This window comes from Pseudomonas sp. DVZ6 (genome assembly GCF_024259445.1).
GTDB lineage: Bacteria > Pseudomonadota > Gammaproteobacteria > Pseudomonadales > Pseudomonadaceae > Aquipseudomonas > Aquipseudomonas peradeniyensis.
The window spans coordinates 124,581-138,857 of sequence record NZ_JANCLM010000010.1 but is presented as its reverse complement, the minus strand read 5'-3'; the positions used below and the strand labels follow the sequence as shown (position 1 = coordinate 138,857).

Below are 14,277 nucleotides of genomic sequence, written 5' to 3'. Positions count from 1 at the left end.
GACAGAGCAAGGCTATCACCCCCCAATAGCGCCTCTATTAGACCTCTGCCCAAGCTCGGCTAGTCTTTCTGCTGGTTCCGCGAAAAGCCGGTGCACCGTCGTGCCCGGCCACACTGATGAGGAGTGGGCGCGCTTTCGGGCGCACCCGTTCCAACACCTGGCAACGAAAATACAAGAACGCCCGGAAATCTGAATTGAACCGACCCAAAAGGTAGAAGCAGATGGCGAACGAATCGAAATGCCCGTTCCATCAGACCGCCGGTGGCGGCACCAGCAACCGTGACTGGTGGCCTGACCAGCTCAACCTGAAGATCCTCCACCAGCACTCCAGCAAGTCCGACCCCATGGACCCGGACTTCGACTACGCCAAGGCGTTCAAGAGTCTCGATTTCCAGGCCCTGAAAAATGACCTGACCGCCTTGATGACTGACTCACAGGACTGGTGGCCGGCCGACTTCGGCCACTATGGCCCGCTGTTCATCCGCATGGCCTGGCACAGCGCCGGCACCTACCGCATCGGTGACGGCCGTGGCGGCGCCGGCTCCGGCCAGCAGCGCTTCGCCCCGCTCAACAGCTGGCCGGACAACGTCAGCCTGGACAAGGCCCGGCGCCTGCTGTGGCCGATCAAGCAGAAGTACGGCAACAAGATCTCCTGGGCCGACCTGATCGTGCTCACCGGCAACGTCGCCCTCGAATCCATGGGCTTCAAGACCTTCGGCTTCTCCGGTGGTCGCGCCGATGTGTGGGAGCCCGACGAGGACGTGTACTGGGGCTCGGAGAAGGTCTGGCTGGGTGGTGATACCCGCTACGGCAAGGACCAGGTCAAGGCCCAGCCGCCCGGCCAGGGGGACCTGGTGGCCGAGCCCGCCAAGCATGGCGAGGAACAGAACCGCGACCTGTCGGCCGAACGCAACCTGGAAAACCCGCTGGCCGCCGTGCAGATGGGCCTGATCTACGTCAACCCGGAAGGCCCGGAAGGCGAGCCCGACCCGGTGAAATCCGGCAAGGACATCCGCGAGACCTTCGGCCGCATGGCCATGAACGATGAAGAAACCGTGGCGTTGATTGCCGGCGGCCACGCCTTCGGCAAGACCCACGGTGCCGGCCCTGCCGACAATGTCGGCGCCGAGCCGGAAGCCGCAGGTCTGGAGCTGCAGGGCCTGGGCTGGAGCAACAAGTTCGGTACCGGCAAGGGCGGCGACACTATCACCAGCGGTCTGGAAGTAATCTGGACGTCGACCCCGACGAAGTGGAGCAACGAGTACCTCAACAACCTGTTCAATTTCGAGTGGGAACTGACCAAGAGCCCCGCGGGTGCCCACCAGTGGCGGCCAAAGGACGGCAAGGGTGCGGGGACCGTGCCCGATGCCCACGACCCGGGCAAGAAACATGCGCCCTCGATGCTCACCTCTGACCTGGCGCTGCGTTTCGACCCTGTCTACGAACCCATCGCCCGGCGTTTCAAGGACAATCCCGACCAGCTTGCCGACGCCTTCGCCCGTGCCTGGTACAAGCTGATCCACCGTGACATGGGCCCGTTGGCCCGCTACCTAGGGCCAGAAATGCCCAACGAGGAGTTGCTGTGGCAGGACCCGTTGCCCAAATCAGGACCGCAACCGAGCGACGCCGATATCGCCGCGCTCAAGGCCAAGGTGCTGGCTTCGGGGCTGAGTGTCCCTGAACTGGTTTCCGCCGCCTGGGCCTCGGCCTCGACCTTCCGCGGCTCCGACAAGCGCGGTGGTGCCAACGGTGCGCGGTTGCGCCTGGCTCCGCAGAACGGTTGGACGGCGAACCAGGGCCTGGACAAGGTGCTGACGGCACTGGAGAAGATCCGCGGCGAGGGCGGTAACAAGATCTCCCTGGCCGACCTGATCGTGCTGGCCGGCAGCGCGGCGGTGGAGAAGGCGGCCAAGGATGCCGGGCACAACATCAGCGTGCCGTTCCATCCGGGGCGTGTGGATGCCTCGCAGGAGCAGACCGACGTTGAGTCGTTCGCCGTGCTCGAGCCGTTGGCCGACGGTTTCCGCAATTTCAGCAAGGCGCGATACAGCGTCAAGGCCGAGAAGCTGCTGTTGGACAAGGCCCAGTTGCTGACCCTCACCGCACCGGAGCTGACCGTGCTGATCGGCGGCCTGCGGGTGCTCGGCGCCAACCATGGCGGCAGCAAGGACGGCGTGTTCACCGACAAGGTCGGCGTGCTCAGCAATGACTTCTTCCGCAACCTGCTGGACATGGGCGTGGAGTGGAAGCCGACCTCGGCGGACAACGAAGCGTTTGAAGGCCGTGATCGCAAGACCGGCCAGGTGAAATGGACCGCCAGCCGGGTCGACCTGGTGTTCGGCTCCCATGCGCAACTGCGTGCCTTGAGTGAGGTGTATGGCAGCAGCGATGCCAAGGACAAGTTCGTCAAGGACTTCGTGGCGGCGTGGGTGAAGGTCATGGAGCTGGACCGCTTCGACCTGGCCTGAGGAAAGGCCTGGGGCGTCGTTTCGTGGGAGCGGGCTTGTGGGAGCGGGCTTGCCCCGCGATGAGGCCATCAACCGTTCAGGCCATCATCGCGGGCAAGCCCGCTCCCACGAAAAGCCCCAGGGCTATCACCTACAGGTCCTGCGACACCCCAGGCTGATCGTTGCCTGGGGTGCCCTCATGCAATGAAGCCTGCGAGGTTTCCGGCAAGGCCAACCCACCCACCAATGCCAGCAACGCAATCACTACCAGGTAGAACGCCGGTGCCAGGCGGCTGCCGCTCTGTTCGATCAACCAGGTCGCCACCAGCGGCGCGGTGCCGCCGAACAGGGTGTAGGCGACGTTGTAGGTGATCGCCGAGGCGGTGTAGCGGCTGCGGGTGGGGAAGCATTCCGACAGCAGCGCGGCGGTGACCACGCCACTCATCAGCGCGCCGATGGCCAGCAGGATCACCCCCAGCAAGGCCCCCGACAGCGAACCGGAACTGGCCAGCCAGTAGGCGGGGAACACCGCGAGCATCACCCACAGGCAGGTGAAACCGATGGTCCGGCGCCGGCCGACGCGGTCGCTGAAGGCACCCGCCAGCGGGCAGCCGGCGGCGGCCAACAGCAGGGCCACGGTCGAGACCAGCAGCGCCTGGGCGCGGCTGAGGTGGCCGACCGTCTGCAGGTAGGTGGCGAAGTAGGTGGTGAACATGTAGAACGACAGCGCCGTCAGCGAGATGAACGCGCCGAGGTTGCGGATGGTGCGGCCGTGGTGGCGCAGGGTGTCGCCCAGCGGCGAGTGCGCGTGGGCCTTGCCTTCGGCCAGCGCCTGGCGAAACGCCGGGGTCTCCTCCATGCGCCAGCGCAGGTACAGGCCCACCAGGCCCAGGGGCGCGGCCACCAGGAACGGCACGCGCCAGCCCCAGGCATTCATCGCCTCGGGCGTGAGGCTGGCTTCCAGGCCGTAGGCGATGACCGCCGCGCAGGCGAAGGCGCTGAATGTCGAGACTGGCACGAAGCTGCCATAGAACGCCCGCCGGCCCCGTGGCGCGTGCTCCATCAGGTAGGCGCAGGCACCGGCATACTCGCCGCCCGCGGAAAACCCCTGCAGGCAGCGGGCGAGGGTGAGCAGTACCGGGGCCAGCACGCCGATGCTGGCGTAGGTCGGCAGCAGGCCGATCAGGGTGGTGGAGCCGGCCATCAGCAGGATGGTCAGCGACAGGATGCGCTTGCGTCCGAGCCGGTCGCCCAGCGCGCCGAACACGATACCGCCGAGCGGGCGCAGGGCGAAGGCCACGGCGAACACGGCGAAGGTCTTGAGCAGGGCGACGCCTGCGTCTTCGCTGGCGAAGAACTGGCTGGCGATCAAGGTGGCGAGAAAACCGTAGACGGCGAAGTCGAACCATTCGACGAAGTTGCCGATGGCCGAGGCGACGATCACCCGCCGCAAGGTGGCGGGCGGGACCTCATGGGGAATGGACATGGATGCTCTCCGTTGCGCTGGGCAGCCTGGGCCGGTGCGGCTCACTCGGGGCGCGCCGTCGTTGTTCTGGGGCCAGTAGACAAGCGGCAAGAGGTGGAGGCTTTGTCGTAGACGACATCGGGTTATCCGTTACGACCACACCTGGGGGGCAAAGCGGCCGGAGCACTTGCATCGGTTCTCGCCCGAAAGGTCGATGAAAGGGCCGTTAAGGGGCGCGCGAGCGCTCTAGGGGGCGAATTGCGGATGCCTGATGGGTTTGGTTGGTGGCACTTTGATGGTAATTTGGCGGGCAATCTATTTCTGGTCAGCCTGACAGGTTTCTGGGGGGGGCCATCTACTCATGGAAAGAGGTCGACATGGCATCAGTTCCCCATCAATTGATTCTGTTTGGTCCTCCGGGCACCAGCAAAAGTCATCGCGCCCGCAAGTACAAGGCTGACGAGCTGGGTGCCGTCGACCAGAACATCATCCCTGTTACCTTTCATCCTGAGTACAGCTATGGCGAGTTCGTCGCCCGGGTGCTTCCCCTGACTAACGCTGACCATCGGATCGAGTACAGGGTGCATGCCGGCCCGCTGATCCAGGCGCTGACGCGTGCGTATGCCGAGTTGGAAAAAGAAACGCCCGGTAAGGTGATGTTGTTGATCGACGAGATCAACCGGGGTAACTGCGCTGAGATCTTCGGCGATATCTTCCAATTGCTGGACAGGGACGATGAGGGATGGTCGAGCTATTCGATCACCGTATCTGAGGTGATCTGCTCGGCATTGAAGGTTTCAATGGGGCCTGTCACTACCACGCAAAGCATTCTGCAGCAGAAACTGCGCGAGGGCCTGGAGCACAACCGGCTCATGTTGCCGCCGAACCTGCACATGATCGGCACCATGAACACCAGTGACGAATCGATCTTCTTCATGGACTCGGCATTCAAGCGCCGCTGGCATTTCGAGTTTTGTCGGGTCCACCTGGGCGAGTCGGATGAGGAACGCATCCAGGCCGATGCCTTGATTCCGTCGGCCGAACCGGTTCGTTGGGAGGCATTTCTCAAGGTGCTGAATGACTTCATCCGCGAGACCTGCACGGCGCCCCAACTGGATGACAAGCTGGTCGGGCCATGGTTCATCAAGGCGCGCCCGCCCCGCAAAGGCAAGGTACACGAGCTTCAGGACGCAGATGCCTGGCACAGGCTGCGATCGCTTGCCAATAGCGTCACGGAGTCTGGGGCCGGAGGTGATAACAGTGCGTCGTTCGAAAACAACGTCTTGGCATTCACCAGAAACTGCAGCAAGGCGACGCAGGACAGGATCCTGAAACTGGCCGGCTACGATGTGGGCGCAAAACGCAAGTTCAAGGCCATTCTTTCCGAAGGCAGCGGCATTTATCCCTACTACCTGACCAAGGCGGACGCCGGTAGTGAAGGGCTCACCATCCTGAAGTTCCTGGATGCGCTGCAGGAGTTGGAGGCGGAAGTCGATGAGCCTTGTATTCAGCGAGCCGATATCGCCGGCAAGTTGTGCCTCTACCTTTGGGACAATGTCTACGCGCGCGACAAGACGCCTCTTGCAGAGTTGGTCGGCATGAATCGACAGACGTTGCGCACGTTCGACCAGTTCGTTGATCGTCTCGATACCTTCTTCGACAACCTGATGAAGCCTCCTTCAGCCAATGCCAAAGGCGAGGAGTCTTGAGCCAGGATGCTATGCGAAGCGCTTGAAATCGTCGAAGGCGATAAGGACATTGGCCTGTTCCTGAGCGCCGAAGGACGCACTCTGCTCAAGGTGCCTCACGGTCTCGACTGCAGCGGGTTATCACCTACCGCAGTCTTTTCGCTGCTTTACCGCATGTTTGCCGTGTTTCGCCGCACCGGACATGGCGAGCGCATCATGGCGGCCAGGGATGGCGTGGAGCGGCATGGCAAAGGTGGCGCGCAGGCAGCGGGCAAGGGGGCGGGGTTTGTCGACATGCTGGCATTCGACGAGCTGTTCGATGAGGTGGACCCTCGCAGCATAGTGTCCTTGCATGCGCATCCTGGCATGACGTCTCCTCAGGACGTCCAGCGACTCGACCGGTACCTGTCCCGTGCGCTCTTCGACGAAGGCGACATCCCGTATCTGGACCGGGTACCAGGCATGCGTCGGACAATGGGCCTGGGCAAACAGGCAATCGTGGGGCTCTATTGTTTTCTGGCACGGGACTTCTACCAGCACCTGCTGCAGGTGGACCTTCAGTGCGCCTGGGGCAGTTTCTTCCGTGATGGAATCGCCCTGGCGGAGGACTTCCAGCACCGCTACCTGGCGGCAGACGACTCGCTCTACCTGGGTGATGCCGAGCAGATCAAGCACTGCCGCGAGCGGCTTAGCCACTTGTTGTGGCGAATCGACCGCCAGGCCGCGCCAAGGGATGCCACCTACTGCCGGTTGCATGATGCCCTGGCGCGCTACCTGCAGGGTGCGAGCAGCGTGGAGCAGTCACCTGGCCTGGTTTGGGGCGTTCAAGGATTCTGGGCGGTATGGGAGTCGATGTGCCTGTGTCATGCCTTGGCCGAAAATGCCGACACCACCATCCACAACTGTGACTTCGAACATCTGCCACGCGGGGTGTGCGGTCCCAGGGACATGGCGCGCTGGCGAAAGGCGCAGCGCTTGGTGTTCTCGCGCAACCATCTGCATCGGCGCCCCGACCTGGTGGTGAACGCTGGCGAGCGGTGGCGTGTGGTCGACTTCAAGTATTACCCGCAACCCCTTTGGCAGCGGCCGAAGGAGAAAGAGGACGAGCCACCGACCAAGGAGGAACGGGACTTCACCAACCTGGAAATCTACGCTTTGCTGCTGCGCTGTCATCTATCCGCGACTGCGTCGGGCGAACCGCCCATTGCCCTGGAAATGTGGCTGCCGGGTCGCGCCTTCGAGGTGCATGCACTGGAAGCGACCCCAGCCTGGGACCCGCCATTGTCCGTGCACTTGCTGCAAACCAGGGTCTTGCTGGAACGCTACGCGAGTCTTTACCAGTCGATGGCGCTGCGCAGCGAGGCCGCTGCGTTCAACCGTAGATCTCCCGCTCAATTGCCTTGATCTGTTCGTGCAGGTCTTCGTTCACCGGGGCGGGTATGCCCTGGGCGTGGCTGATGGATTCGGCCTCGAACTCATGGAGTTCGAAAAAGTCGTACATGTATTTGCCCATGGGGGTGATCAGGTCGTAGTGAAACAAGGTGCTCCGTCCGACCAGGTGAACGTTTATGGAAAGATGCTTGTAGGCATCGGTCAGGTTCGGGTGAGCAATGCGGTAATGATCCGGGTTGAACAGTAGGCTCTTGTGCATTCTGGGGATGCGCAGCAATGCCGGGTCAATGAAGTCCAGTCGTGCGCGCTTGACCTTCCTGTTGCATTTGGCGCATGCCACCGCCAGGTTCGGCAGGTCGAAGATGCAATGATTGAACTGGCTCTTTGGCAATACATGCTCTATATCCAGCACCATGTTGTACTCGCCGCCAATAGGTCTCTGGCAATAACAGCAGCGCTCGCCTTGTTCACGGCGTTTGTGCGCCTTGAGCCGTCGCTTGATCGGTGCTACATGGGCGGATTCCCAGATTTCTCTGGCCGAAGGGCGAGGTCTGGTGCCGACCTGTAGTGCCCTGGCGATACTCAGGTGCTCATCCATCGTGTAGGTGAATGTGGTCATGATACGAGCATCCTCGCCTTGCGAATCAGCAGCAGTTGCTTGCCGTCATGTGCGGCGGCGGCTTCCAATTCATCGAACTCACGGTGGAACAACTGTTCAGTCAGCATGCCCTGCTGCCGGCGGTGCAGCAGGGTGGTCATATGGTGGGACAGGAAAGCGCTGCGTGGCGTCAGCATCCTGAACACGTCCCATAGCACTTGCTCCATGCCTTCGTCGCCACAGTCCAGGGGGCGGGGGGCGTTGTCCTTGACGGCATAGGCCTGCCAGGGCATTTCGGCGTGGGGCGCGGTGGTGACCATGACCGGTGAGTGGGTTGCGATGACCACCCTGGGCCTGTGGTAGTGAAAGAGGTCGAACAGCCTCTTGATGTAGTCATGCTGCCAACGTGGATGAAGACTGTTTTCCGGTTCGTCGATCAGGATCGCCGCATCTTTGTCGATGTGGGAAGCAATGAAGGCCAGGGTCGTGATCAACTGGATCTCACCGGAGCTCGCCTGCTCCAGCGGGAATTGTTCGTTGCCCTTGTGCAGGAATATCGCCGGCCAGTTGCGTAGTTCGTCCTTGTACAGATTGAGTGTCCACGCCCCTTTGTCCGAATACCGCGAGAGACTCTCGGAAGACTGGCTGCTTCCTAGGTCGAACCAGTCGATTCGAGCTTTGGCGTTCTCCTGGCAGATGCCCATGCGAGGCTCATATCCCAGGCGCTCAAGTACCTTACCGATCAGAAAACGGGTATCGGAAGGTTCCTTGATCGACGCGATGACACGTTGCAGCGCGATCGAGAGGAAGGTTTGGCCATAGCGGCCACCCATGAAGAAGTAGCGTTTGCCCTTGTCACGGAACTTGTCGAACGGGCAGTTGGCAATGGCGATGACCGTGCGGTTCTTGCTGATGTAGGCCTCGGCAATATCCGCAAGGGCCTGGCTCTTGCCACTGCCGTTTTCGCCGATGAGGATCGAGAGGGGGCAATCGTAGTCGAAGTCGTGCAGTCGGGTACGCATGGAGAATCCTTTCCTGGGATCGGCAATCGGGGCCGTTCGCGAGCGGGCAGCATACGTTGAGTGATGGCTTTACGCCATTTCTTGCCTCCCTCAAGCCTGTCCGTCGACCGGTTTATTGTCGATCACAGCCGGCCGGTATTGGCCAAGTCTGGACCGGGCGCTGGTCTTTCAGGGCCTCCGGCACCTCTATCGGTGCCTCGCCCGGGCCGAGCAACGCCTCGATTTCACGAACGCTGCGCAGGTATGGGTCGAGGTCGGTGCCCAGCCCGGCCTGGTGCGGGATCCACCAGGCGATGACCTGGGGCTTGCCCTGGTCATCCTCGGTCAGCAGCACCTTCCAGAACACCTCGGGCGTGGCAATGCCGTGGGACGTGACAAAGGCGTCGTTGTCCAGTGCCGCGCCGGCATGACCAAACACCACGCCACCGATCACCGTCACCGGGTGCAGGTCGCGGTAGCACTCGGTGAGCAGCTCGGTCTGGTACCAGGTGCGGCTGTTGTGAGAGGCCAGCTGCGGGACGATGTTGCTCATCAGGTTGGAGGCATCCATCGCCACGCGGTCGTCGTCGAAATGATTGTTGGCCGCCAGGTGTCCGCGGTGGTAACCCTTGGGAGTCGAGTAAGCCTTGGCCGAGAACTGACCCCTGCAGCCCTCGGGCAGACTACGGTCGATACGGAAGTTGTCGATGCGCTGCAAATGGCCCTGGTCTTTCCATAGGGTGAACGCGAAGCGGTGCGGCTCGCCGCGCTGACAGTCGTACCAGAGCCGGAAGCGGCCGTGATCGAGCAGGGTGAGGGGCGGGGCGGCGGGTTCGGGAGCCGGCGGGGAGGGCAGGCGCGGGGCGCAGGAGGTCAGGCTGAGGAGCAACAGCAGGAACAGCAAACGGCGCATGGCGCGTCTTCCTTGATCAAAGGCGCGGGATGGTACAACAGTCTGTGGATCGGTTGCCTGTGAAAGGGCTGGCCATCAGGCATGAAAAAGCCCGGCCTTTGCGGGCCGGGCTCAAGCAACGGTGGACTGCCGAGGCATTCAGTTCAGCGAGTCGATCACCTTGATTGCCTGCCGCTCGCGGGCGGCGGGCCATTCTTGTTGCAGGGTCTGCAGCACGCGACCGACAAAGGAAGTGTCGGCGGCGGCCTTTCTGCCGACGTAGCCCTGGCCACGGCGGTAGACCTTGAAGCGGGCGCGCATGCTGGGCATGTGCGATTCGAATTCGGCTTCAACCGTGTTCGGCGGCAGGCGATCCAGACGGACCTCGCCGGACTGGCTGACCCACAGCAGGTGGTCGTCGAGGCTGTCCTTGCGTGCGGCGAACAGCCGGGCCAATTGGTCGATGGTTGGATTGTTGTTCAAGTTCATCATAAAGCCCCCATTACTCTCATTCGTTGGTGAAGTTCGGCTGAAGTTCACATTCGGCGCCACACCATGTAGCGCGCTAACCAAGGCTGCTACAGCAGCATCGCAACAGGGGCTTTCTCACGCTGCCTTCTGGGCAGTTTCCCTCTCCACGGACGGCCTGCGTTACCGCGCAGGCCGTCTGGAACACCCTTGCCACCGCTCCCGATCGGGGAGACGGCCTCATCATGCACAAGGCGCGGGAAGGGCGTCAACAGGTTTGTAGTGATTATTTTTGCTCACTACATCTTGTCGGACAATCCTGCCGGTTCTGTCACGCCAGTCCGTTGTCGCCGTGCTCGAGGTAGCCGGGGCGTTGGCGCAGCCGCTCATGATAGGCCTCCAGCGCCGGCAACTCGGGGTGCTCCAGGGGCGTGCGCCGCCAGCGGTTGAGGGACAGGCCGATGGCCACGTCGGCGAGGCTGAAGGCGTCGCCGGCGACATAGGCGCCGGTGGCCTGCAGGCGTGCTTCGAGCAGGCGCATCCTGGCCGTCCACTGAGCGCTGCTGGCGGCCAGCAGCGCGGGGTCCTGGTGCGCCGGCGACTGGCGCACCAGCGACATGAACGGGTAGCGCCAGGCGTCGTTGAGGTCGGTGGCCTGCCAGTCGAGCCACTGGTCCACCGCGGCGCGGGCGCGGGGGGCGCCGGGGTAGAGCGCCTCGCCGCCGTACTGGTTGACCAGGTAGCGCAGGATGGTATTGGATTCCCACAGCACGAAGTCGCCATCGACGATCACCGGCACCATGGCGTTGGGATTCAGCGCCAGGAACTCGGGCGTGTCGGTGGCGCGAAAGCCGCTGCCCCAGTCTTCGCGCTGGAACGGCAGGTTCAGTTCGGCGCAGGTCCACAGCACCTTGCGTACGTTGATCGACGAGGCCTTGCCAAGGATCTTCAGCATGTCACGGCTCCAGGCTGGAAAGGATGCGTTGCGCGGCGCGCACGCGTTCTTCGTTGGGGTAGTTGCGGTTGGCCAGCAGCACGATGCCCATCTGCCTGGACGGCACGAACGCCACGTAGGCACCGAAGCCGCCGGTGGCGCCGGTCTTGTTGTACCAGGCGGCAGGCTCGGCGGGCAGCGCCGGGTTCAGCGCCTGGATCGGGTTTTCTCCGCGGATGATCTTGTCGCCGTTGTATTCCAACAGGGTGTCGAGGCTGACCGGGTAGGGGTAGCGCTCCCAGCCCAGACCCTGGGTCATCGCGCCGACCTGGAAGTAACCGGACTGGGTGATGGCGATGGCCTTGCGCATGACCGGGTCGAGGGTGTCCGATTGCAGCTGTAACTGCACATAGCGCAGCAGGTCGCTGGCACTGGTCTTGATGCCATAGGCCTGCTCGGCATAGGGGCCCGGGTTGACCCGCACCGGCTTGTCCTTGGCGTCGTAGCCTTGTGCGTAGAGCCCGCGGGCACTGGCCGGCACCTCCAGATAGGTGTGCTTGAGCCCAAGGCGGGGCAGCACCTGTTGGGTCATCAGTTCGGCGAACGGTCGCTGTTGGGCGCGGGCCGCGAGGTCGCCGAACAGGCCCAGGCTGGGGTTCGAGTAGCAGCGGTGGGTGCCGGGCGCGAAGCGGCGTTGCCAGTGCTGGAACCAGGTCAGGGTCTGGGCCGGCGTCTGCACCTCATCGGGGAACTGCAAGGGCAGGCAGTCGCCGCTGTAGGCCCCCAGTTCCAGCACGCTGGCGCTGCCGATCGAGGCTTTGGCCAGGGCCGGCTGGTAGCGGCTGGCAGGGGCCTGCAAGTCGAGCTTGCCTTCGGCGCTGGCCAGGGCGGCGAGGGTAGCGGTGTAGGTCTTGCTCACCGAACCGACCTCGAACAGCGTGTCGCGGCTCACTGCCTGGCGGCTGGCCTTGTCGGCCAGACCGTAGTTGAAGTAATGCGACTGGCCGTTGGCATACACCGCCACGGCCATGCCGGCGATGCCTCGCTCGCGCATCAGCGCCGGAATGACGTCATCGACGGTGGCTTGCAGGTCGTTGGCCAGCAGCGGCGGCGCGGCCAGCATCAGGGTGGCGGCCAGCAGCAGGCGTGGGGGGCGTTTCATGGTGGGGCGTTCCTTGTCGTGGATCAGGGGCGTGGCGAAGCGAGGTGTCCGTTGGGCGACACCGACAGGGGTTCCGGCGTTAGCGGCACAAGGGCCAAGACCTTATCGTCCAGGCTTGCACAAAGACAAGACGGAAACTGTGATGAGATATCTACGGATGCTGTTCGACAACTTTACCCTGGCCCTGCTCGGGGTGGTGTTCATCGCCACCGTGCTGCCGTGCTCCGGCGAGGGGGCGGTGCTGTTCGGCTGGCTGACCAACCTGGCCATCGGCCTGCTGTTCTTCCTGCATGGCGCCAAGCTGTCGCGCGAGGCGATCATCGCCGGTGCCGGTCACTGGCGCCTGCATTTGCTGGTGTTCTCCTGCACCTTCGTGCTGTTCCCGTTGCTGGGCCTGGCGTTCAAGCCGCTGTTCGTGCCGTTGGTGGGCAACGAGCTGTACCTGGGCGTGCTGTACCTGTGCGCCTTGCCGGCCACGGTGCAGTCGGCCATCGCCTTCACTTCGCTGGCCCGGGGTAACGTGCCGGCGGCGATCTGCAGCGCGGCGGCCTCGAGCCTGCTGGGGATCTTCCTGACGCCGCTGCTGGTGATGCTGTTGCTGGGCGCCTCGGGCGACACCGGCTCCGGGCTGGACGCGGTGCTGAAGATCACCCTGCAGTTGCTGGTGCCCTTCGTCGCCGGGCAGGTCGCCCGCCGCTGGATCGGCGCCTGGGTCAAGCGCAATGCGCGTTGGCTGAAGGTGGTGGACCAGGGTTCGATCCTGCTGGTGGTTTACACCGCCTTCAGTGAAGCGGTGGTCACCGGTCTGTGGCATACGGTGTCGCCGCAGCACCTGGCCGGGCTGTTCGCCGTGTGCGGGATCCTGCTGGCGGTGGTGTTGCTGGGCACGCGCTTGCTCGGGCGGGTGCTGGGATTCAATGTCGAGGACCGCATCACCATCCTGTTTGCTGGTTCCAAGAAGAGTCTGGCGACAGGCGTGCCCATGGCGCAGGTGTTGTTCGTGGGGGGCGGCATTGGGGCGATGATCCTGCCGTTGATGCTGTTTCATCAGATCCAGCTGATGGTCTGCGCGGTGCTGGCGCAGCGGTATGCGGCGCGGGTGGAGGAGGGGCATCCTGAGGTGCGCGCCTCGCTGTAAGGATCATCCCTGAAGGCCTGGCTGTAAGGATGCGGTGGGAGCGGGCTTGCCCCGCGATAGCGATTGCCTGGGCGAGCGCTATCGCGGGGCAAGCCCGCTCCCACGAGTTCGCTCTCACGAAGGCGTCCGATTCACATTCACTGACCCACCAACGTCTGCAATCGCGCCAGCGCCGGCCCTTCGCGCTGGCGGTCGAAGACCAGCAGCGACACTTCCAGCATCGCCCCCGGCGCACGCGACAAGCGTTGCTCACAGCGCAGGCGCAAACGCCCCTGGTCGCATTCGAACTGTCTGACGCCTGCCTTCGCGCCGCCCTCCAGGCGCAGTTCGGCCAGGCGCCCCTGGGCCGCCAGCAGGGCCAGTCCCTTGTCGCGCAACAGCCCGTTGCCCTGGGTCATCAACCCGGTGGCACGCACGGCGGCGGCCATGGCCACGGCGACGATGGTCAGCGCCACCAGCACTTCGATCAGGGTGAAACCGTCCTCGGTGGTGCGCACGGGAACTCCATTCGCGCAGGCCAAAGCGGCACTGTAGAGCGGTGCGATGACGGTTTGACGACGCCGACTCCCGAGCTTTTTCAATATCCGTGACATACCGGCTTGCCACAATCGGCCCCCGATTCGAACTCACGCAAGGAATGCCGAGATGCAGATCGACCGCCGCAACATGCCCGCCCAGCGTATCCGCCAGCAAGGCTTTACCCTGATCGAGATCATGGTGGTGGTGGTGATCCTCGGGATTCTCGCGGCGATGGTGGTGCCCAAGGTGCTTGATCGCCCCGACCAGGCCCGCGCCACTGCGGCGCGCCAGGACATCGGCGGGCTGATGCAGGCACTCAAGCTGTACCGGCTGGACAACGGCGCCTACCCCAACCAGAACCAGGGCCTGAAGGTGCTGGTGGAAAAACCGGCCCAGGCCAAGGACGGCCAATGGCGCGCCTACCTCGACCGCCTGCCCAACGACCCATGGGGGCGCCCGTACCAGTACCTGAACCCGGGCGCCAACGGCGAGATCGATGTGTTCTCCCTGGGCGCCGACGGCCAGGCCGGCGGCGATGGGGTGAATGCCGACCTCGGCTCCTGGCAGTTGTGA

The 14,277-nt window shown here is 63.6% G+C and carries 13 protein-coding genes; 5 read left to right on the top strand and 8 right to left on the bottom strand.

Annotated features, from left to right (window positions below; all coding sequences use genetic code 11):
- Nucleotides 1–221: 221 nt before the first annotated feature.
- Nucleotides 222–2,468, top strand: a complete 2,247-nt coding sequence (gene katG, locus NMG10_RS08270; RefSeq protein WP_232855580.1) for a catalase/peroxidase HPI — start codon at nucleotides 222–224, stop codon at nucleotides 2,466–2,468.
- Between the two features lie 130 nt (nucleotides 2,469–2,598).
- On the opposite strand, the gene NMG10_RS08265 is transcribed toward katG, so the two are convergent.
- Entirely contained in the window at nucleotides 2,599–3,933 is a 1,335-nt protein-coding gene (locus NMG10_RS08265; protein ID WP_232855579.1) for an MFS transporter, read from the bottom strand.
- 356 nt (nucleotides 3,934–4,289) lie between these two features.
- Between NMG10_RS08265 and NMG10_RS08260 the strand changes: the two genes are divergently transcribed.
- Both NMG10_RS08260 and NMG10_RS08255 read left to right on the top strand, forming a co-directional pair.
- The gene (locus NMG10_RS08260) at nucleotides 4,290–5,621 is read left to right on the top strand and encodes an McrB family protein (RefSeq protein WP_232855578.1); all 1,332 of its coding nucleotides are present in this window, start codon (nucleotides 4,290–4,292) and stop codon (nucleotides 5,619–5,621) included.
- Nucleotides 5,622–5,627: 6 nt separating this feature from the next.
- On the top strand, nucleotides 5,628–7,004 hold the full coding sequence (locus NMG10_RS08255) for a hypothetical protein (RefSeq protein WP_232855577.1): 1,377 nt from the start codon (nucleotides 5,628–5,630) through the stop codon (nucleotides 7,002–7,004).
- Here the strand turns inward: NMG10_RS08255 and NMG10_RS08250 are convergent.
- The 6 genes from NMG10_RS08250 to ampC form a co-directional block, all read right to left on the bottom strand.
- The gene (locus NMG10_RS08250; RefSeq protein ID WP_232855576.1) at nucleotides 6,973–7,611 is read right to left on the bottom strand and encodes an HNH endonuclease; all 639 of its coding nucleotides are present in this window, start codon (nucleotides 7,609–7,611) and stop codon (nucleotides 6,973–6,975) included. The two genes, NMG10_RS08255 and NMG10_RS08250, sit on opposite strands and share 32 nt — an antisense overlap.
- Nucleotides 7,608–8,612: an AAA family ATPase gene (locus NMG10_RS08245; protein ID WP_232855575.1), complete on the bottom strand. Its 1,005-nt coding sequence runs from the start codon at nucleotides 8,610–8,612 to the stop codon at nucleotides 7,608–7,610. The genes NMG10_RS08250 and NMG10_RS08245 overlap by 4 nt, the downstream gene beginning before the upstream one ends.
- Nucleotides 8,613–8,724: 112 nt before the next feature.
- Nucleotides 8,725–9,504, bottom strand: coding sequence for a DNA/RNA non-specific endonuclease (locus tag NMG10_RS08240; protein ID WP_234562373.1), 780 nt, complete (start codon nucleotides 9,502–9,504; stop codon nucleotides 8,725–8,727).
- Between the two features lie 138 nt (nucleotides 9,505–9,642).
- Nucleotides 9,643–9,975 (bottom strand): hypothetical protein, encoded by a 333-nt coding sequence (locus tag NMG10_RS08235; RefSeq protein WP_186714050.1) that lies wholly within the window; start codon nucleotides 9,973–9,975, stop codon nucleotides 9,643–9,645.
- A gap of 307 nt (nucleotides 9,976–10,282) precedes the next feature.
- Nucleotides 10,283–10,906 (bottom strand): glutathione S-transferase family protein, encoded by a 624-nt coding sequence (locus NMG10_RS08230; protein WP_203652329.1) that lies wholly within the window; start codon nucleotides 10,904–10,906, stop codon nucleotides 10,283–10,285.
- 1 nt (nucleotide 10,907) lies between these two features.
- Nucleotides 10,908–12,047 carry a class C beta-lactamase gene (ampC, locus tag NMG10_RS08225; protein WP_254464149.1) on the bottom strand — a complete coding sequence of 380 codons (1,140 nt, stop codon included), beginning with the start codon at nucleotides 12,045–12,047 and terminating at the stop codon, nucleotides 10,908–10,910.
- 142 nt (nucleotides 12,048–12,189) lie between these two features.
- On the opposite strand from ampC, the gene NMG10_RS08220 reads away from it, so the two are divergent.
- Complete coding sequence (locus tag NMG10_RS08220) at nucleotides 12,190–13,185, top strand: bile acid:sodium symporter family protein (protein WP_234562371.1); 996 nt, start codon at nucleotides 12,190–12,192, stop codon at nucleotides 13,183–13,185.
- Between the two features lie 137 nt (nucleotides 13,186–13,322).
- Here NMG10_RS08220 and gspI read toward each other — a convergent pair whose 3' ends face one another.
- Complete coding sequence (gene gspI / locus NMG10_RS08215; protein WP_244670987.1) at nucleotides 13,323–13,682, bottom strand: type II secretion system minor pseudopilin GspI; 360 nt, start codon at nucleotides 13,680–13,682, stop codon at nucleotides 13,323–13,325.
- A 148-nt stretch (nucleotides 13,683–13,830) separates the two neighbouring features.
- Between gspI and gspG the strand changes: the two genes are divergently transcribed.
- On the top strand, nucleotides 13,831–14,277 hold the full coding sequence (gene gspG / locus NMG10_RS08210) for a type II secretion system major pseudopilin GspG (RefSeq protein WP_203652333.1): 447 nt from the start codon (nucleotides 13,831–13,833) through the stop codon (nucleotides 14,275–14,277).